The organism is Pseudomonas sp. KK18 (assembly GCF_037094675.1).
Taxonomy (GTDB): Bacteria; Pseudomonadota; Gammaproteobacteria; order Pseudomonadales; family Pseudomonadaceae; genus Aquipseudomonas.
This window is the reverse complement of the sequence record NZ_CP146605.1, coordinates 6,628,082-6,646,398: the sequence shown is the minus strand read 5'-3', so window position 1 is coordinate 6,646,398 and position 18,317 is coordinate 6,628,082. Positions and strand designations below refer to the sequence as shown.

The window sequence follows — 18,317 nt, the reverse complement described above, 5'->3', positions numbered from 1 at the left end:
CGATTGTGGCAGAGGTGTAAGGCGGGTGCAATTGGCGTTGGTCGGGCGGCGGCGTAATGATATCTATCATGATGATGCCGCTTACTGTGGCGAGGGAGCTTGCTCCCGCTCGGCTGCGCAGCAGTCGTAATCCAGGCAGTGCATTTATTCAGTTGGAAATGGGTTGGCTGATTTGGGGGCGCTTCGCACCCCAGCGGGAGCAGCTCCCTCGCCACCATTAGAATGAGGGGGCTTGCTTGCGGCGTTTCCATTGGCCCAGGCGCTGTTGTAACGCGTGCGGGCTGTCGATCTGCTGCTGCCGTGCGCGGCTGAACAAAATCAGCATCAGTTCCGCCGTTGCCAGCGCATCCGCACTGGCATGGTGACGCTCGCCCACTTGCAGCTTGAAATGCGTGATCCAGTCATCCAGCCCGGCTTCGCGGATGTTGGCGTCGGGGCACAGCAGCGGGGCTATGTCGGCCACGTCCAGGAACGGGTGGTTCAAGCGATAGCCCAGGCTGTCCTTGAGTGCCCGGCACAGCATGTGTTGATCGAAGGGCGCATGAAACGCCAGCAGCGGGCTGTCGCCGACAAACTCCATGAAGTCCATCAGCGCTTCTGCCGGGTCACTGCCCGCTGCAATGGCGCTGGGCCCCAGGCCATGGATCAGCACGCTGGGGCTGAGCTTGGTCTCGGCCCGGTGCAGGGTGCGCTCGAATAATTGCGAGAAGTCCACTGCGCCGTCCTCGATCACCACGGCGCCAATCGAAAGCACCTGGTCACGATTGAGGTTCAGGCCGCTGGTTTCCAGGTCCACCACCACCCAGCGCTGGGTCCGCAGCGATCCGTCCCCCAGCTCCCCAGGTGTGGGCAATTGTTCGACGCGCCGTTGTTGCGCCGCATCCAGGCCAGGTTTGGGTTTGCGCAACCAGCCAAACCAGCTCACAGCTGATACCGCAACGTCAGGCTGCCTTGCAGGCGTTGGGCCTGGCGCAGGGATTCGCGCAGGATGCGCCGGTCGAGGTGGTTGAGGCTGTCGGGATCGACGCGGTTGGAGTAGGGCAGGTTCTCGCGGGTTTGCAGTTGGTGTTGTTGCATGCGGGTTTGCTGGATGAAGTGATAGGCCTCTTCATAGGCGGCGCCATCAAGGCGTTCGATGACTTCCCTGGCCACCAGTTGGCGCAAGCGCTCCAGGGTGTTGATGGCGCTGATGCCGTTGGCCAATGCCAGCAGCCGGGCACCGTCGACAAATGGCGTGAGGCCTTGCACCTTGAGGTCGAGAGTTGCCTTGTCGGCGCCTTTGCGCGTCAACACAAAATCCCGGAAGCGCCCTACCGGCGGGCGCTGGCGCAACGCGTTCTCGGCCAGCATGCGTTGGAACAAGCGGTTGTCTGCCACCTGGTCGAGAATGCCCTGGCGCAGTTGCTCGCACCCTTGCTCATCGCCCCACACCACCCGCAAATCAAAATAGATGCTCGAACCCAGCAGATTCTCCGGCGTCGCCTCACGGATAAACCCGGCAAAGCGCCGCGCCCATTCCGCCCGGGACAGGCACAGCTCCGGGTTACCGGCCATGATATTGCCCTTGCACAGGCTGAAGCCGCACAGCGCCAGGCTCTGGTTGATCTGTTGTGCCAGCGGCAGCAGGCGCCCGCGAATCTCGGCGGCTTCGGCGGCGTCCCGGGCTTCGAACAGGATGCCGTTGTCCTGGTCGGTATACAGCGTCTGCTCGCGGCGGCCCTCGCTGCCGAAACACAGCCAGCTGAATGGCACGCCCGGGTCGCCCTTGTCGGCCAGGGTCAACTCGATGACACGGCACACCGTGTGATCGTTGAGCAAGGTGATGATGTGGGTGATCTGCGTAGACGACGCGCCGTGGGCGAGCATGCGCTCCACCAACTGGCCGATTTCGCCGCGAATCGCCACCAGGTTTTCGACCCTGGGTGCATTGCGGATGGTGCGCGCTAGGTGCACCAGGTCAACCCGCTGCAGGGAAAACAGGTCACGCTCGGACACCACGCCACACAGGCGCTGATCCTTGACCAGGCACACGTGGGCGATATGCCGTTCGGTCATCGCAATCGCCGCGTCGAAGGCGCTGTGGTCCGGCGTGAGGAAAAACGGCGCCTGGGTCATATGGCGCTCGATGCCCTGGTTGAAATCACTGGTGCCGTCGGCCACCACCTGGCGCAGGTCCCGCAGGGTGAAAATCCCCAGGGGCGCCTTGTGTTCATCGACGATCACAATGCTGCCCACTTGCTGCTCGTGCATTTGCGTGACCGCTTCACGCAGCGGCGTCAGCGGGCTGCAGGTGACCGGGTGACGCATGGCCAATTCGCCCAGGCGGGTGTTCAGCGAATATTGGGTGCCGAGGGTTTCCACGGCCTTTTGCTGGACTTGCTGGTTGACCTGGTCCAGCAAGCTGCTCACGCCGCGCAAGGCAAAGTCGCGAAACGCGCTGGAAAGGGCGAACAGCTTGATAAAGGCCGGCTTGTTCAGTTGCAGGCAGAAGGTGTCTTCGGCGGCTTTGTGCTCGGTACGGGTGGCCCGCTCCCCCAACAGCGCCGCCAGCGGAAAACATTCACCGGTGGTGATTTCAAAGGTGGTTTCTGTCGAGTCCGGCCGCTCGCCGACTACGCGCCCCTGCTTGACGATATAGAAGTGTTCCACCGGCCCGCCCGAGGGCTTGAGGATGCTCTCGCCGGGGCCGTAGAAGCGCAATTGACACTGCTCTACCAGAAATCCCAGGTGGGCGTTTTCCATTTGGTTGAACGGCGGGAAACGTTGCAGGAATTGCAGGGTGCCGTGGATGTTCTGCAACACAGCGGTTTTCCCCGCTTGTGTGAAAGCATCAGCTTTACTCATACCTATGACCGCAGTTTTTTTGTCGTTATCGTGCCCCATGGTCGACTCCTGCGCTGCGGGTGCCCATTGGACGTAAGTCTAGGTAGCGATTCGCCCTCACTTACTAGGGAAAAACCTTACATGAATATCGTCCAAACCCCGTAGAACGCCCACTAGGCAAACTTTCCGACGAAGTGCACATTGTTCGCCCTTCCGGCGATGTCTGACTTCTGTGCTGGGAGATTGAATAGAACTGCCGAGAAACGTATGTCCGACCACGATATTTTGAGTGATGCCGAGCGCGAGGCCCTGAGTGCTGTTATGCAGGAGCCGGATTTGCCGCCACAACGGGTTTTGATCGTGGATGACGACAAGGACGCGCGCGAACTGTTGGCAGAAATTCTTGGCCTGGACGGCATTCGTTGCATGACCGCCGACAGCGGCGAGGCTGCATGGGACTTGTTGAGTTCCAGCAGCTCCATCGGCTTGCTGATCACCGACCTGCGCATGACGCCGAGCAACGGGCTGCAATTGATTCGCCAGGTGCGCGAATCCACCCGGGCGGCGCTGCCGATCATCATCATGTCGGGTGACGCCGAAGCGCCGGATGTGATTGATGCGATGCACTTGAGCGTGGTGGACTTTTTGCTCAAGCCGATTGATAGCGTGAAGCTGGCGAAGATGGTGAAGCGGGAGTTGGGGATGGCGTCCTAGACGGTGCCATTGGTCTGATTTCGCGAAGAACTGTCAATTCTGACAGTAGGAATAGCTTGAGAGCGTCTGTTTACTGGTTTGGGGTGTGCTGATCGTCGATTAGCGCCTCACAAAGCCATGAACAGGAGTTCGCTATGAGCACCAAACTTTTTCGAGTTGAAGATAAGGCCTTGCAGGACGCAAGGGTGAGGGCACTATCCGGGGATGCTTTTGTTCTTGTGCTTGCTCCCGGCAAGTTTCGGTTTTTCAGCACCAAGGAAGTCCTCGGGTTCCTGTCATGGACAGCGGTGCTTGGGGATGGTCAAGAGCGTATTGACCTGGATTATGGGCACGATGTGCCGAACGGCCTTCATGAATTCGAGGCAAGGGGCAGGCGCGTGACTTACCGGGCGCCGGACGGTAAGGATTATTTCGGACCTACTGAAGGGAAAATCTTTCTTGAAGTTGAACGCCCTCCGACCGGTACCGCTTTCACGCACAAGGGTAACTTTTTGAATGTGCGGTTCGAGTCGGATGGTAATACGGTCGTTCTCAATGGCGGTTATAAACTCAGTTCTTCTTAAACCGCTGCAAAAAAGCCCTGATCTCTCGACCAGGGCTTTTTTATTTACAGGCCGTTTTTAGCCTTGAACTCCCGACGCCGACGGTGCAACACCGGCTCGGTATAGCCGTTCGGCTGCTTCGTCCCCTCAATCACCAACTCCACCGCTGCCTGGAACGCGATGTTGCTGTCGAAATCCGGAGCCAGCGGACGGTACAGCGCATCCCCGGCGTTCTGACGGTCCACCACCGGCGCCATGCGCTTGAGGCTTTCCATCACCTGGGCTTCATTGACGATGCCGTGGCGCAACCAGTTGGCAATGTGCTGGCTGGAGATACGCAGGGTGGCGCGGTCTTCCATCAGGCCGACGTCGTTGATGTCCGGGACTTTCGAGCAACCCACGCCCTGGTCGATCCAGCGCACCACGTAACCGAGGATGCCCTGGGCGTTGTTGTCCAGCTCGTTGCGGATTTCTTCGTCGGACCAATCGGTATTCTGGGCCAGGGGAATGGTCAGGATATCGTCTACCGAAGCACGTTCGCGCTTGGCCAGTTCGGCCTGGCGGGCGAACACGTCAACCTTGTGGTAGTGCAGCGCATGCAGCGCAGCCGCCGTCGGCGAAGGAACCCACGCCGTGTTGGCGCCGGCCAGCGGGTGAGCAATCTTCTGCTCCAGCATGGCGGCCATCAGGTCGGGCATCGCCCACATGCCTTTACCGATTTGTGCGCGGCCTTGCAGGCCGGTGCTCAAGCCGATGTCCACGTTCCAGTTTTCGTAGGCGCCGATCCACTTCTCAGCCTTCATGGCGGCCTTGCGCACCATCGCGCCGGCTTCCATGGAGGTGTGGATCTCGTCGCCGGTACGGTCGAGGAAGCCGGTGTTGATAAACACCACGCGCTCGCTGGCGGCCTTGATGCAGGCCTTGAGGTTGACCGTGGTACGGCGCTCCTCGTCCATGATCCCGACTTTGAGGGTGTTGCGCGGCAGCTTCAGCACGTCTTCGATGCGACCGAACAGCTCGTTGGTGAACGCGGCTTCTTCCGGGCCGTGCATTTTCGGTTTAACGATGTACACCGAACCGGTGCGGCTGTTCTTGCGGCGGGTGTTGCCGTTAAGGCTGTGGATCGCCGACAGGCTGGTGAGCAGGCCGTCGAGAATGCCTTCCGGCACTTCGTTGCCATCCTTGTCGAGGATCGCGTCGATGGTCATCAAGTGGCCAACGTTACGCACGAACAGCAGCGAACGACCGTGCAGGGTCACTTCCTTGCCGTCGGCACCGGTGTAGACGCGGTCGGCGTTCATGGTGCGGGTAAAGGTCTTGCCACCCTTGGCGACTTCTTCCGACAGGTCGCCCTTCATCAGGCCGAGCCAGTTGCGGTAGATCACCACCTTGTCATCGGCATCGACGGCGGCGACGGAGTCTTCGCAGTCCATGATGGTGGTCAGGGCGGCTTCCATCAGCACGTCTTTCACGCCGGCGGCGTCGGTCTGGCCGACCGGGGTGCTGGCGTCGACCTGGATTTCGAAGTGCAGGCCGTTGTGCTTCAGCAGGATGGCGGTCGGCTTGGCTGCGTCGCCCTGGTAGCCGATCAACTGGGCATCGCTGCGCAGGCCGCTGTTGCTGCCGCCCTTGAGGCTGACCACGAGCTTGCCGTCGACGATCTTGTAGCCGGTGGAATCCACATGGCTGCCGGCAGCCAGTGGTGCGGCTTCGTCGAGGAAGGCGCGGGCGAAGGCGATGACCTTGTCGCCACGCACCTTGTTGTAGCCTTTGCCTTTCTCGGCGCCGTCGGCTTCGCTGATGGCATCGGTGCCATAGAGCGCGTCATACAGTGAGCCCCAGCGCGCATTCGAAGCGTTGAGGGCGAAACGGGCGTTCATCACCGGCACTACCAGCTGCGGGCCGGCCATGTGGGCAATTTCTTCGTCGACGTTTTGGGTCGAGGCCTGGAAATCCGCGGCTTCTGGCAGCAGGTATCCGATATCTTGAAGGAAGGCTTTGTAGGCCACCGCGTCGTGGGCCTGGCCGGCGTGTGCCTGGTGCCAGGTGTCGATCCGCACTTGAAAATCGTCGCGTTTGGCGAGTAGGGCTTTGTTCTTCGGCGCCAGGTCGTGGATGACCTTATCGGCACCGGCCCAGAACTGGTCGGCGGTAATGCCGGTACCAGGAATGGCTTCGTTGTTCACGAAGTCGAACAGGACTTTGGCGACCTGCAGGCCACCGACTTGAACGTGTTCAGTCATTGCTTGCCTCACTCTGCGGAGCTTATGCGCTTTTCAGCTTTTCAATTTACCAATGAAGCCTCTGGCCATGTAAACCGTGAACACGCTGCACCAGTACATGCCGTAGAAGGCGGCTGGGCGGGCTGCGTCGCGGTGCGTGGTTGCCTTGGCAGACATCGACCTAACGTTATGTAGTGCGCGATTGGGCATACTACATGATGAGTTGCGGTTGTGAAAATTAGACTAAATACGTCGTTTAGCGACCCACTTTGGTCGTACGGTCACAGTGGGGTACGGGATGTTCTCAAAAAACTATTGGATTGTTCCATATAAATATAAAAATGGTACACGATTTGTTTTCGTGGCTACCTGAGTCCACCTTGGTAGGTACGAGGGGAACGCCTGGTTCCTACCTGATTTTCATAAGAAGAGGACGACACCATGGACCATCTCGTACTGACTGTCATCGCCCCGGACAAACCCGGTGTGGTCGAACGCATCGCCCAATGCATCGCCGCCCATGGCGGCAACTGGCTGGAAAGCCGCATGGCGCACATGGCCGGGCAGTTTGCCGGGATTTTGCGGGTGAGCGTGCCGGCGGAAAATCGGCTGGACTTGATTGGCGCGCTGGAAGACTTGTCCACCCACGGCATTCGCGTGCTGCTGGGCGAAAGCAGTTCGCTCGCCCCCAGCGAGTCGCAACCCATCGCGATGGAACTGGTCGGTAACGACCGGCCGGGGATTGTTCGCGACATCACCGCGCTGCTCAGCAAGCAGGGTGTCAACCTGGAGCGCTTGATCACCGACGTGCGCCCGGCGCCCATGAGCAGCGACCTGCTGTTCCACGCCGAAGCCTTGCTGGCGGTGCCGTTGACGCTGCCGCTGGAAACCTTGCAGGCGGCGCTGGAAACCCTGGCCGACGACTTGATGGTGGAACTGGAACTACGCAGCGAGGAATAGTTGCCCACAAGGTTATGCATGGAAATCTTGCATGGGCCTGTGGATAACCTGTAGAGACTCGCGTCCGGCCCAGGCGGGCCGTGTCTCTTCGCCAGCTGGCTAAAAAACGAACAGTTTCAAGGGCTTGTGCACAAACGCCGGGGACCAGGCTGTGGATAACCTTGGGGTGAATGCCTGCAAGCCACACCAGCTGTGGCTTGCAGAGGTTTGTACGTTATTTGATCAGTTTTTCCGCACAGTCATCCAGGCGTCGATGCTGTAAACCACCAGGCCGGCCCAGATAAAGCAGAAGGCGATCAGCGTGGCGGGTGCCAGGTGTTCGTTGAATAACAGCACGGCTTCCAGCAGCACCAGGGTGGGCGCCACGTATTGCAGGAAGCCCAGGGCGGTGTAGGGCAAATGCCGTGCGGCGGCGTTGAAACACACCAGCGGGATCAGCGTCACCGGGCCTGCGGCCACCAGCCACCACGCTTCGGAGGTGCTCCAGAATTCCATCTGTGCGCTGTGGGCCGAGGGGTTGAACAGCAACCATGCGATGGCAATCGGCACCAGCATCCAGGTTTCCACCACCAGCCCGGGCAATGCCTTGACCGGCGCCTGCTTGCGGATCAACCCGTAGAAACCAAAGGTCGCCGCCAGGACCAGGGATACCCACGGCAGGCTGCCGACTTGCCATACCTGTTGCGCCACACCTACCGCTGCCAGGCCCACGGCCACCCATTGCAGGCGGCGCAGGCGCTCGCCGAGGATCACCATGCCCAGCAGCACGTTCACCAGCGGGTTGATGTAGTAACCCAGGCTGGCCTCCAGCATGCGGCCACTGTTCACTGACCACACGTAGGTCAGCCAGTTGGCTGCGATCAAGGTGCCGCTCAGGGCCAGGATCGCCAGGCGCCTGGGGTTGTCCCGCAGTTCTCGGAGCCAGCCCGGGTGTTTCCAGACTATCAGCAGCAGACTGCCGAACAGCGCCGACCACAGCACGCGGTTGACGATGATTTCTGCGGCGGGAACGCTGGCGATGGCCTTGAAGTAGATCGGGAACAGGCCCCAGATGACGTAGGCGCTCAGGCCCAATATGTACCCGCGACGGGGGTTGGCGGCTTGCATGCAGAATCCTTGCTTAGGCAGCTAACAAAGCCGCGATTGTAAGGATATTTGTCAGTCAGTGGGATGTGCTTTTCTGTAGGCGCTGGCTTGCCGGCGATGGCTTCACCTCGGTTCCACTGATACACCGAGGCGCTTGCATCGCCGGCAAGCCAGCTCCTACAGGGGATTGTGGTGTGCGTTAGAACAGTTTCAAGGGTTCTTCATTGAGCGCCGACAACTGCTCGCGCAACGCCAGCACCTGGTCGCCCCAGTAACGTTCGCTGCCAAACCAGGGAAAGCTGTGGGGGAACGCCGGGTCGTCCCAGCGCCGTGCAAGCCAGGCGCTGTAGTGCATCAGGCGCAGGGCACGCAGGGGTTCGATCAGGGCCAGTTCGCGCGGGTCGAAGTCGTGGAATTCCTGGTAGCCGTCCATCAATTCCGACAGTTGCCCCAGGCATTCCTGGCGATCACCGGCGAGCATCATCCACAGGTCCTGAACGGCGGGGCCCATGCGGCAGTCATCGAGGTCGACGATATGGAACATCTCGTCGCGGCACATCATATTGCCGGGGTGGCAATCGCCGTGCATGCGGATGTTCTTGTGGGGCGTGGCCTTGTAGACCTCCTCCACACGCTTGAGCAGGTCGCGGGCCACGGACTCGTAGGCTGGCAGCAGGCTGCGAGGAATGAAGTTGCCTTCCAGCAGGGTGTTCAAAGAGTCGTGACCGAAGTTCTTCACGCCCAGGGCTTCGCGGTGTTCGAAGGGGCGGGTGGAACCGACCGCATGCAGGCGGCCGAGCAATTGGCCGAGGCGATACAACTGGTCGAGGTTGCCCGGCTCCGGTGCGCGGCCGCCACGGCGCGGGAACAGGGTGAAGCGGAAACCCGCGTGCTCGAACAGGCTTTCACCGTTGTGAATCATCGGCGCCACCACCGGCACTTCGCACTCGGCCAGTTCGAAGGTGAAGCTGTGTTCTTCGAGGATCGCTTCGTTGGTCCAGCGTTGCGGCCGATAGAACTTGGCGATCAAGGGCTCGGAGTCTTCGATGCCGACCTGGTAGACACGGTTTTCGTAGCTGTTGAGCGCGAGGATGCGGGCGTCGCTGAGGAAACCGATGCTTTCGACTGCGTCGAGCACCAGGTCAGGGGTCAGTGTTTCAAACGGGTGTGCCATGCGAACTCCTGCGCGCAGCAGGGCGCCGCGTCCGGCCGGGTATGGTAACGCACCCAGGGTTGGATAGGTGGTGACTGTTCTGACGCCTTCGCGAGCAAGTCGAATCGTCGCACCGCCGCTCCCACATTAAACCGAGTCCTGGCTTTGGAATGCGGTCAAATGTGGGAGCGGGCTTGCTCGCGAAGAGGCCTTATCAGGCGCCGACGATCCCGCCATCATCCCGACGAATCGCCATCACCGAGGACCGTGGCTTGCCATTTGGCAGATGCTCCGGCCAGGTCGACCCACCGGTTTCCCCCGGATGCTGAATCCCCACAAACAGGGTTTTCTGGTCCGGCGAGAAGCTGATCCCGGTCACTTCACAGGCCACCGGCCCCACCATGAACCGCCGAATTTCACCGGTCGACGGGTCGGCACACAGCATCTGGTTATTACCCATCCCGGCAAAGTCGCCGCCGTTGCTGTAGTCGCCATCGGTGAGGATCCACAACCGCCCGGCCTTGTCGAAGCCCAGGCCGTCCGGGCTGTTGAACATGTTCTGCGGGTTGATGTTGGACGAGCCGCCCTTTGGCGTGCCGGCATGCACCGCCGGGTTGCCGGCCACCACGAACAAATCCCAGCTGAAGTCCGGCGCGCCATGGTCGTTGGCATTGGCCTTCCAGCGCAGGATCTGCCCGTAGACGTTTTTCTCCCGCGGGTTCGGGCCGCCCACCGGCTGGCCGTCTTCGCCGCGCTTGGCGTTGTTGGTCAGGGTGCAATACACCTGGCCGTCGGTGGGGCTGACCACGATCCATTCCGGGCGGTCCATGCGGGTGGCTTTCACCACGCTGGCGGCCAGGCGCGCGTGGATCAGCACTTCGGCCTGGCTGGCAAAACCGCTGTTGGCGTCGATGCCGTTCTTGCCGTAGGTCAGCTCGACCCATTGGCCCTGGCCCTTGGGATGGTCGGCATTGCCGTCGCCCGCATCGAAAATCGCCACGTACAAGGTGCCGTGGTCCAGCAGGTCCTTGTTGGCCTTGGGGTTCTTGTGATTGATCTTGTCGCGGCTGATGAACTTGTAGATGAACTCGCCGCGCTCGTCGTCGCCCATGTACACCACGGCGCGGCCGTCGCGCGTTTCCGCCAGGGCAGCGTTTTCGTGCTTGAAGCGGCCCAGGGCGGTGCGTTTGACCGGTGTGGATTGCGGGTCGAACGGGTCGATTTCCACTACCCAGCCATGGCGGTTGAGTTCGTTGGGATTCTTGGCCATGTCGAAGCGCGGGTCGTGGGGGTGCCAGTTGATGTCTTTGCTCGCGGCGACCACGCCATAGCGTTTCTGCCCGGCGTCGAAGGTCTGTTGCGGGTTGCTGCTGCCGAAGCAGTCGGTGAAGTTCTCTTCGCAGGTGAGATACGTGCCCCACGGGGTCTTGCCGTTGGCGCAGTTCTGGAAGGTGCCGAGGACTTTTTTGCCGGTTTTGTCGGCGCTGGTTTTCAGCCAGGCATGGCCCGCCGCAGGGCCGCCGAAGCGGATGGGCGAGTTGCCGTGGATGCGCCGGTTGTAGCGCGAGTCCTGAACGAACTGCCAGGTGTCGCCCTTGCGCCGCACTTCGATCACCGACACCCCTTCGCTGGCCAACGCCTTGCGCACGTCTTCGGCCGACTGCGGCGCGCCGCCGTGGGCGTAGAGGTAGCGGTAGTTGGTGTATTCGTTGTTGATCGCCATCAGCGCGCGGTTGTCGTCACCGGGGAAGGCGAACAGGCTCATGCCGTCGTTGTTGTCGCCGAACTGCTGTTCCTGGGCCTTGGCCGTGCCGTTGCCGCTGGGGTCGAAGGCCGGCGCGTTCTTGTGCAGCGGCTGGCCCCAGCTGATCAGTACCGAGGCGCTGTAGCCGGGCGGCAGGGTGATGGTGTCGCTGGTGGCCGAGGCGATGCTGGCGAAGCCCAGAAGCGGGCTGTTCGACGCGGCGTTGACCGCCAGGGCGCTGCGGGTCAGCAGGTTGCCGCCGAGGAACATCGCGGCACCGCACAGGGCGCCGGCGCCGATAAAACGCCGGCGGCTGAGGCCGACCATCTGTTCCAGGTCGGTGGCTTGGTTTTCTTCTAATAGGCTCATTTCAGGCTCCCTGCGGGTTTTTGCAGCCACCTTAGGGAGCAGTCGTGACGAAATTGTTGCAGTTTGAAGCGCTACACCGGAGTGCCCAGCAGCACGTTGCTGGGGGAGAACTGCACCTTCACCTGCAGGCCTTCGGCGGCATGGATCTGCGCAAGCGCGTCGGGCCGGGCCAGGGCGCAGAGAACCTGGCCGTTGGGCAAGGTGATCCGCACCTCGCTGGGGCCGTCTTCGGCATCGAGAATGGCGTCGATTTTTCCTTCCAGGCAATTGTGTCCAGGTGTTGCTGCCTGCGTGACGGCCAGTACTTCAAGCCAGCCGGCCTTGATCAGGGCGACGACTTCGGTGCCGATCTCCAGCTCCAGGCGCAAGGTACTGTCGTGGGTGATCTGCGCATCCAGGCGCAGCCCAGCGGCCAGCTCCAGGCGAATCAGGTCATTGCGGCCGTGGCTGTCGATGGCGATCACCCGGCCGTGCAACTGGTTACGTGCGCTGGTGCGCAGCATCAGGCGGCCCAGCAGGTTGAAGTCGCTGGCGTCTTCGGCACAATCCAGCACCTGGGCTTGCAGTACCTGCAGGCGTTGGTAAAGGCGTAATACCCGCTCACCCTCGGCCGTCAACCTGGCGCCGCCACCGCCCTTGCCGCCGACGCTGCGTTCCACCAGGGGCTTTTGCGCCAGGTTGTTCAGTTCGTCGATGGCGTCCCAGGCCGCCTTGTAGCTCAGCCCCGCGCTCTTTGCGGCGCGGGTGATGGAGCCTTGTTCGGCAATATGTTGCAGCAGTGCAATGCGCTGCGGGCGACGGACGATGTGTTGGCTCAAGAGGGTTGGCAGGGACATGGTTACACGCTTCGATGGAATGGGCTGACGTTGCGGGCAGGGCGCCCGCGAGTCAAGTTATGTGCCGTGCTTGGGCGTACGGGCCAGGCAATACACATCCACCTGTCGGGCGCCGGCATCCATTAACAGGCGGGCGAGACTGCTGGCGGTGGCGCCGGTGGTCAGTACGTCGTCGATCAGCGCCAAGTGCCGGCCTTTGACTTGCGCGTCGTCGGCCAGGGCGAAGGCCTGGTGCAGGTTGCGCTTGCGGGTCCTGGCGTCGAGGTCTTGCTGCGCCACGGTTTCACGCGGCCGTGACAGCAGGTGCTCATCCCAGGGGATGTTCAGGTCCTCATTCAGCCAGCGGGCGAGCATCGCCGCCTGGTTGAAGCCCCGTTCCCGCAGGCGTTTGCGGGCCAGGGGCACGGGCAGCAGGCAGTCGGGGCGAGCCAGCGCGGCATCTTCATAGCGGTGTTGCAGGAATTGTCCCAACAGGTGCGCAAGCAGGTGCCCCAGCGGCCAGCGGGCCTGATGCTTGAAACGGCTGATCAGGCTGTCGATGGGGAAGCTGTAGGTCCACGGCGCGACAACCTGCTTGAACGCCGCAGGTTGCTTCAAGCACTGGCCGCACACCAGGCCAGTCGCCGGCAATGGCAGTGCGCACACCTCGCAATGTTCCATCAGCCAGGGCAGCTCGGTTTCGCAGGCGCTGCAGACAGGATCGGCCGTTCCGCTGCTTTCATCGCAGACTAAACAGGTTTGGTTGCTTTTTAACCAGATGTAAACCTCGTGTTTGTTCTCAAGTTGACAGTGCATGAATCTTCCTTAAATATGCCGAGCATCCGTGTCGTACCTGTGGGTATTACTCCCACAGGGCTTGCCAAAGCATAATCAAGGAATCGCCCATGAGCGCCAGCATCACTGCCAACCTGCGTCACGATTGGTCTTTAGCCGAAGTCAAAGCGCTGTTCGTACAGCCCTTCAACGACCTGTTGTTCCAGGCGCAGACCGTGCACCGCGCGCATTTCGACGCCAACCGCGTCCAGGTTTCCACGCTGCTGTCGATCAAGACCGGCGCCTGCCCGGAAGATTGCAAATATTGTCCGCAGTCGGGCCACTACAACACGGGCCTGGAAAAAGAGAAGCTGATGGAAGTGCAGAAGGTCCTCGAAGAGGCCGCTCGCGCCAAGGCCATCGGTTCGACCCGTTTCTGCATGGGCGCCGCCTGGAAGCATCCGTCAGCCAAAGACATGCCCTACGTGCTGGAGATGGTCAAAGGCGTGAAAGCCATGGGCCTGGAAACCTGCATGACCCTCGGCCGTCTCGATCAGGACCAGACCGAAGCCCTGGCCCAGGCCGGCCTCGATTACTACAACCACAACCTCGACACGTCGCCGGAGTTCTACGGTTCGATCATCACCACCCGCACCTACGGTGAGCGTCTGCAAACCCTGGCGTACGTGCGTGATTCGGGGATGAAGATCTGCTCCGGCGGCATCCTCGGCATGGGCGAGTCCCTGGACGATCGCGCCAACCTGCTGATCCAGTTGGCCAACCTGCCGGAGCATCCGGAATCGGTGCCGATCAACATGCTGGTGAAAGTTGCCGGCACGCCGCTGGAAAACGCCGACGACATCGACCCGTTCGACTTCATCCGCATGCTGGCGGTGGCGCGCATCCTGATGCCGCAGTCCCATGTGCGGCTGTCGGCCGGGCGTGAGGCGATGAACGAGCAGATGCAGGCCCTGGCATTCTTTGCTGGCGCCAACTCGATTTTCTACGGCGACAAGCTGCTGACCACTGCCAACCCGCAGGCGGACAAGGACATGCAACTGTTCTCGCGCCTGGGCATCTTGCCGGAAGCTCGTGAAGAGCACGCCGATGAAGTGCACCAGGCGGCGATCGAGCAGGCGCTGGTGGAGCAGAAGAGCAGCGAGCAGTTCTATAACGCGGCTGTTTGATACGTCCACTTTGGAATGCCATCCAAATGTGGGAGCGGGCTTGCTCGCGAAGGCGGTGTGTCAGCCAATACATAAGCTGACTGATCCACTGCTTTCGCGAGCAAGCCCGCTCCCACATTTTTGACTGCGTTCAACCTGATCTACCGAGGTCTCATGTCTTTCGATCTCGCCGCGCGTCTTGCGGCTCGTCGTGCCGAACACCTGTATCGCCAACGTCCACTGCTGCAGAGCCCGCAAGGCCCTGACGTGGTGGTCGACGGCCAGCCGTTGCTGGCGTTCTGCAACAACGATTACCTGGGCCTGGCCAATCACCCGCAAGTGATTGAAGCCTGGCGCGCGGGCGCGGCTCGCTGGGGCGTGGGTGGCGGCGCTTCGCATCTGGTGATCGGCCACAGCACGCCGCACCATGAACTGGAAGAGGCCCTGGCCGACCTCACTGGTCGCCCGCGGGCGCTGCTATTCACCACCGGTTACATGGCTAACCTTGGCGCCGTCACCGCGCTGGTGGGGCAGGGCGATACGGTGCTGGAAGACCGCCTTAACCACGCCTCGTTGCTGGATGCCGGTTTGCTCTCGGGTGCGCGCTTCAATCGTTACCTGCACAACGATGCTGAAAGCCTGGCCAAGCGCCTGGAGAAAGCCACCGGCAATACGCTGGTGGTGACCGACGGCGTGTTCAGCATGGACGGTGACCTGGCCGACTTGCCGGCGCTGGCCCGTGAAACCCGGGCCAAGGGCGCATGGTTGATGGTGGATGACGCCCATGGCTTCGGGCCTTTGGGCGCCAACGGTGGCGGGATCGTCGAGCATTTTGGCTTGAGCCAGGAAGATGTGCCGGTGCTGGTCGGCACCCTCGGCAAGGCTTTCGGTACCGCCGGCGCGTTTGTCGCGGGCAGCGAAGAGCTGATCGAAAGCCTGATCCAGTTCGCCCGCCCGTATATCTACACCACCAGCCAACCGCCGGCATTGGCCTGCGCCACGCTGAAAAGCCTGGAATTGCTGCGCACCGAGCATTGGCGGCGGGAGCATCTCAATGGGCTGATCCGCCAGTTCCGCCAGGGCGCCGAGCAGATTGGCCTGGAACTGATGGACAGTTTCACGCCGATCCAGCCGATCATGATTGGCGACAGTGCCCGCGCCGTGCGTTTGTCGCAGATGCTGCGCGAGCGCGGGCTGATGGTCACCGCGATCCGCCCACCGACCGTGCCCGCCGGCAGTGCCCGTCTGCGGGTGACTCTCACGGCGGCCCACAGTGAAGCCCAGGTGCAGCTATTGTTAAGCGCATTGGAAGAGTGTTTCTGCTTGTTAGGCCAGGAGCCCGACCATGCGTGATCGACTGATATTGCTGCCTGGCTGGGGCCTCGGCGTTTCGCCGCTGGAACCGCTGGCGGCGGCGTTGCAGGGGCTGGATGAACACTGGCAGGTGCAGATCGAACCGTTGCCGGACGTGGAGTCGGACGACCTTCAAGAGTGGCTCGATGAGCTGGATTCGACCTTGCCCCAAGACGTCTGGCTGGGTGGTTGGTCCCTCGGCGGCATGCTTGCTGCCGAGTTGGCCGCCCGGCGCGGTGATCATTGTTGCGGTTTGCTCACCTTTGCCAGCAACGCAAGCTTCGTGGCCTGGCCCCGCTGGGACCATGGCATGCACGAAGAGGATTTTATTGCGTTTCTTGACGGTTGCCGCCTTGATCCGGTTGCGACGTTAAAACGCTTCAGTCTGCTTTGCGCCCGGGGTTCCAGCGATCCCCGATCACTTGCTCGGTTATTGCTGGCGGGTGCCCCTAAAACCTCCGCGCAGACCTTGCTCAGTGGTCTGGAGCTGTTGGGCCGATTGGACACCCGTCAGGCGTTGGTCGACTTTCAAGGGCCGCAGTTGCATCTGTTTGCCGGGCTGGACGGGCTGGTTCCGGCTGAAGTGGCGAGTGAGTTGTTCGCCTTGTTGCCTGACGTTGAAATCGGCCTGATTGAACAGGCCGGTCACGCTTTTCTACTGGAGGACCCCCACGGTGTGGCGGGGGCCATCCAGGCTTTTTTGCATGAGTGCGGTGATGACTGATTTGTCCCATGTGCTGCCCGGCGGCTTGCCAGACAAGCGCCAGGTAGCGGCCTCCTTTTCCCGCGCAGCCGCCAGTTACGACAGCGTTGCCGAGTTGCAGCGTGCGGTGGGCAGCGAGCTGCTGCGGCGTTTGCCCGAAGGTCTTTCTCCACAACGCTGGCTGGACCTGGGCTGCGGCACGGGTTATTTCAGTCGTGTGCTGGGCCAGTCATTTGCGGGTAGCCAGGGTTTCGCCCTGGATATCGCCGAGGGCATGCTCAAACACGCCCGGCCGCTGGGCGGTGCACAACATTTCATCGCTGGCGATGCCGAGCGCTTGCCGTTGCAGGACGCCAGTTGCGGGCTGATTTACTCCAGTTTGGCGGTGCAGTGGTGCTCGGATTTTGCCGCAGTGCTCAGCGAAGCGCGGCGCGTATTGCAGCCCGGCGGCGTGCTGGCGTTTGCCAGCCTCTGCGTGGGTACGCTGGATGAGTTGCGCGAAAGCTGGCGCGCAGCGGATGGCATGGTTCATGTGAACCGCTTCCGGCCGTTCAGTGCTTATGAGCAACTGTGCGCAGCCAGTGGTTTGCGGGTGCGCAGCCTGGAGCAGTGTCCCCACGTGTTGCATTACCCCGACGTGCGCAGCCTGACCCACGAACTGAAAGCGTTGGGTGCGCACAATCTGAACCCGGGGCGCCCAGGAGGGTTGACGGGCCGGGCGCGGATTGTTGCACTGGTGCAAGCCTACGAGCAGTTCCGCCAGGCCCAGGGCCTGCCGGCAACTTATCAAGTGGTGTACGCCGTCCTGGAGAAACCTCTATGAATGCCGCTTACTTCATCACGGGGACCGACACCGACGTCGGCAAGACCACCGTCGCTGCCGGCCTGCTGCATGCCGCGCGGCAAGCCGGCAAAAGTACGGCGGCGGGCAAGCCGGTAGCCTCTGGGTGCCAGCTGACGCCCAAGGGCCTGCGCAATTCGGACGCCCTGGCGTTGCTGGCCGAGTGTTCGTTGCCGTTGAGTTATGCCGAGGTCAACCCGGTGGCCTTCGAGCCGGCCATCGCGCCGCATCTGGCGGCCCGTGAAGCCGGCGTGGCGCTGACGGTGCAGTCGTTGTTGAAGCCCATGCAGCACGTTCTCGCCAAGCAGGCGGACTTCACCTTGATCGAAGGTGCGGGCGGCTGGCGTGTGCCATTGGCGGACCAGGACAATTTGTCGGACCTGGCCCAGGCGCTGAAGCTGCCGGTGATCCTGGTGGTGGGTGTGCGGCTGGGGTGTATCAGTCACGCGTTGTTGACCGCAGAAGCCATCGCCCGGGACGGGTTGCCGCTGGCGGGCTGGGTGGCCAATATCATCGACCCCAAGACCTCTCGTCTGGAAGAAAACCTCGCGACCCTGGCTGAACGACTCCCCGCGCCATGCCTGGGAAGGGTGCCCAAGCTCAAGCATCCCAGCGCCGAAGCGGTCGCCGCGTACTTGCAACTGGACCTGCTTGACTAGTTTTGCCTATCGCGAAGGCATTATGCCATTAGTGTTTTTGACGGGCGTTTTGCCGGTAGGTCTGCTTCAATAACAGTTCACGATTCTCTTATAGGCAGGTTCACGCCATGGAAATCTCTGGTAGCAGTGCGTTTTACTCGGGACTGAGCGCGATTCAGACCGGGCAGAACCGTGTCGACCAGGCCGCCGGCAAGATTGCCAGCGCCGCCACTTCCCAGCCTTCGGACGCGCAAAATGATCGTTTGCGTTCGGTAGACGCCAATCAGGCCAGCAACTCGGCGAGCAACATGGTCGAGATGGCCCAAGGCAAGTTCCAGGTTGAACTGGGCGCCAAAGTCGCCAAGGCTTCCGACGAAATGCTCGGCACGTTGATCGATACTTACGCATAACCCC

Annotated in this window: 17 protein-coding genes; 9 read left to right on the top strand and 8 right to left on the bottom strand. The window is 61.7% G+C overall.

What is annotated here, in order from left to right:
• Positions 1-217: 217 nt before the first annotated feature.
• Both V6607_RS30255 and V6607_RS30250 read right to left on the bottom strand, forming a co-directional pair.
• A complete protein-coding gene (locus V6607_RS30255) occupies positions 218-925 on the bottom strand; it encodes a 3'-5' exonuclease (protein WP_134327429.1) in 708 nt (235 codons plus the stop codon).
• On the bottom strand, positions 922-2,844 hold the full coding sequence (locus tag V6607_RS30250) for a putative nucleotidyltransferase substrate binding domain-containing protein (protein WP_003211088.1): 1,923 nt from the start codon (positions 2,842-2,844) through the stop codon (positions 922-924). The genes V6607_RS30255 and V6607_RS30250 overlap by 4 nt, the downstream gene beginning before the upstream one ends.
• A 246-nt stretch (positions 2,845-3,090) precedes the next feature.
• Between V6607_RS30250 and V6607_RS30245 the strand changes: the two genes are divergently transcribed.
• Both V6607_RS30245 and V6607_RS30240 read left to right on the top strand, forming a co-directional pair.
• Entirely contained in the window at positions 3,091-3,537 is a 447-nt protein-coding gene (locus V6607_RS30245; protein ID WP_003211086.1) for a response regulator, read from the top strand.
• Between the two features lie 134 nt (positions 3,538-3,671).
• Positions 3,672-4,100, top strand: coding sequence for a hypothetical protein (locus tag V6607_RS30240; protein WP_134327428.1), 429 nt, complete (start codon positions 3,672-3,674; stop codon positions 4,098-4,100).
• Between the two features lie 44 nt (positions 4,101-4,144).
• Here V6607_RS30240 and V6607_RS30235 read toward each other — a convergent pair whose 3' ends face one another.
• Positions 4,145-6,322 (bottom strand): malate synthase G, encoded by a 2,178-nt coding sequence (locus V6607_RS30235; protein ID WP_087694745.1) that lies wholly within the window; start codon positions 6,320-6,322, stop codon positions 4,145-4,147.
• Positions 6,323-6,742: 420 nt separating this feature from the next.
• On the opposite strand from V6607_RS30235, the gene V6607_RS30230 reads away from it, so the two are divergent.
• Positions 6,743-7,261 (top strand): ACT domain-containing protein, encoded by a 519-nt coding sequence (locus V6607_RS30230; RefSeq protein ID WP_003211081.1) that lies wholly within the window; start codon positions 6,743-6,745, stop codon positions 7,259-7,261.
• A gap of 222 nt (positions 7,262-7,483) precedes the next feature.
• On the opposite strand, the gene rarD is transcribed toward V6607_RS30230, so the two are convergent.
• From rarD to V6607_RS30205, 5 genes are all read right to left on the bottom strand, one after another.
• Positions 7,484-8,368, bottom strand: a complete 885-nt coding sequence (rarD, locus tag V6607_RS30225; RefSeq protein ID WP_003211079.1) for an EamA family transporter RarD — start codon at positions 8,366-8,368, stop codon at positions 7,484-7,486.
• A gap of 178 nt (positions 8,369-8,546) precedes the next feature.
• Positions 8,547-9,521: a serine/threonine protein kinase gene (locus V6607_RS30220; RefSeq protein ID WP_003211077.1), complete on the bottom strand. Its 975-nt coding sequence runs from the start codon at positions 9,519-9,521 to the stop codon at positions 8,547-8,549.
• A 193-nt stretch (positions 9,522-9,714) separates the two neighbouring features.
• Positions 9,715-11,613, bottom strand: a complete 1,899-nt coding sequence (locus tag V6607_RS30215; protein ID WP_134327427.1) for a PhoX family phosphatase — start codon at positions 11,611-11,613, stop codon at positions 9,715-9,717.
• Between the two features lie 71 nt (positions 11,614-11,684).
• Positions 11,685-12,449, bottom strand: coding sequence for a TOBE domain-containing protein (locus V6607_RS30210; protein ID WP_134327426.1), 765 nt, complete (start codon positions 12,447-12,449; stop codon positions 11,685-11,687).
• A gap of 57 nt (positions 12,450-12,506) precedes the next feature.
• Positions 12,507-13,244, bottom strand: a complete 738-nt coding sequence (locus tag V6607_RS30205) for a ComF family protein (RefSeq protein WP_338742575.1) — start codon at positions 13,242-13,244, stop codon at positions 12,507-12,509.
• A gap of 89 nt (positions 13,245-13,333) precedes the next feature.
• On the opposite strand from V6607_RS30205, the gene bioB reads away from it, so the two are divergent.
• The 6 genes from bioB (at position 13,334) to V6607_RS30175 (ending at position 18,313) form a co-directional block, all read left to right on the top strand.
• Positions 13,334-14,389 carry a biotin synthase BioB gene (gene bioB, locus V6607_RS30200; RefSeq protein ID WP_003211072.1) on the top strand — a complete coding sequence of 352 codons (1,056 nt, stop codon included), beginning with the start codon at positions 13,334-13,336 and terminating at the stop codon, positions 14,387-14,389.
• 153 nt (positions 14,390-14,542) lie between these two features.
• Entirely contained in the window at positions 14,543-15,721 is a 1,179-nt protein-coding gene (gene bioF / locus V6607_RS30195; protein ID WP_134327424.1) for an 8-amino-7-oxononanoate synthase, read from the top strand.
• On the top strand, positions 15,714-16,445 hold the full coding sequence (locus V6607_RS30190) for an alpha/beta fold hydrolase (protein WP_134327423.1): 732 nt from the start codon (positions 15,714-15,716) through the stop codon (positions 16,443-16,445). Before bioF ends, V6607_RS30190 begins: the two co-directional genes overlap by 8 nt.
• Entirely contained in the window at positions 16,438-17,247 is an 810-nt protein-coding gene (gene bioC / locus V6607_RS30185) for a malonyl-ACP O-methyltransferase BioC (protein WP_134327422.1), read from the top strand. Before V6607_RS30190 ends, bioC begins: the two co-directional genes overlap by 8 nt.
• Positions 17,244-17,924: a dethiobiotin synthase gene (gene bioD, locus V6607_RS30180; RefSeq protein WP_008434374.1), complete on the top strand. Its 681-nt coding sequence runs from the start codon at positions 17,244-17,246 to the stop codon at positions 17,922-17,924. The genes bioC and bioD overlap by 4 nt, the downstream gene beginning before the upstream one ends.
• Before the next feature lie 107 nt (positions 17,925-18,031).
• The gene (locus V6607_RS30175) at positions 18,032-18,313 is read left to right on the top strand and encodes a hypothetical protein (RefSeq protein WP_008434375.1); all 282 of its coding nucleotides are present in this window, start codon (positions 18,032-18,034) and stop codon (positions 18,311-18,313) included.
• The last annotated feature ends 4 nt before the right edge of the window (positions 18,314-18,317 follow it).

Excerpts from the sequence above, each read along its gene's own strand:
- V6607_RS30250 (WP_003211088.1), bottom strand. The coding sequence starts at position 2,844 with ATGAGTAAAGCTGATGCTTTCACACAAGCGGGGAAAACCGCTGTGTTG.
- V6607_RS30245 (WP_003211086.1), top strand. The coding sequence starts at position 3,091 with ATGTCCGACCACGATATTTTGAGTGATGCCGAGCGCGAGGCCCTGAGT.
- V6607_RS30240 (WP_134327428.1), top strand. The coding sequence starts at position 3,672 with ATGAGCACCAAACTTTTTCGAGTTGAAGATAAGGCCTTGCAGGACGCA.
- V6607_RS30235 (WP_087694745.1), bottom strand. The coding sequence starts at position 6,322 with ATGACTGAACACGTTCAAGTCGGTGGCCTGCAGGTCGCCAAAGTCCTG.
- V6607_RS30230 (WP_003211081.1), top strand. The coding sequence starts at position 6,743 with ATGGACCATCTCGTACTGACTGTCATCGCCCCGGACAAACCCGGTGTG.
- rarD (WP_003211079.1), bottom strand. The coding sequence starts at position 8,368 with ATGCAAGCCGCCAACCCCCGTCGCGGGTACATATTGGGCCTGAGCGCC.
- V6607_RS30220 (WP_003211077.1), bottom strand. The coding sequence starts at position 9,521 with ATGGCACACCCGTTTGAAACACTGACCCCTGACCTGGTGCTCGACGCA.
- V6607_RS30215 (WP_134327427.1), bottom strand. The coding sequence starts at position 11,613 with ATGAGCCTATTAGAAGAAAACCAAGCCACCGACCTGGAACAGATGGTC.
- V6607_RS30210 (WP_134327426.1), bottom strand. The coding sequence starts at position 12,449 with ATGTCCCTGCCAACCCTCTTGAGCCAACACATCGTCCGTCGCCCGCAG.
- V6607_RS30205 (WP_338742575.1), bottom strand. The coding sequence starts at position 13,244 with ATGCACTGTCAACTTGAGAACAAACACGAGGTTTACATCTGGTTAAAA.
- bioB (WP_003211072.1), top strand. The coding sequence starts at position 13,334 with ATGAGCGCCAGCATCACTGCCAACCTGCGTCACGATTGGTCTTTAGCC.
- bioF (WP_134327424.1), top strand. The coding sequence starts at position 14,543 with ATGTCTTTCGATCTCGCCGCGCGTCTTGCGGCTCGTCGTGCCGAACAC.
- V6607_RS30190 (WP_134327423.1), top strand. The coding sequence starts at position 15,714 with ATGCGTGATCGACTGATATTGCTGCCTGGCTGGGGCCTCGGCGTTTCG.
- bioC (WP_134327422.1), top strand. The coding sequence starts at position 16,438 with ATGACTGATTTGTCCCATGTGCTGCCCGGCGGCTTGCCAGACAAGCGC.
- bioD (WP_008434374.1), top strand. The coding sequence starts at position 17,244 with ATGAATGCCGCTTACTTCATCACGGGGACCGACACCGACGTCGGCAAG.
- V6607_RS30175 (WP_008434375.1), top strand. The coding sequence starts at position 18,032 with ATGGAAATCTCTGGTAGCAGTGCGTTTTACTCGGGACTGAGCGCGATT.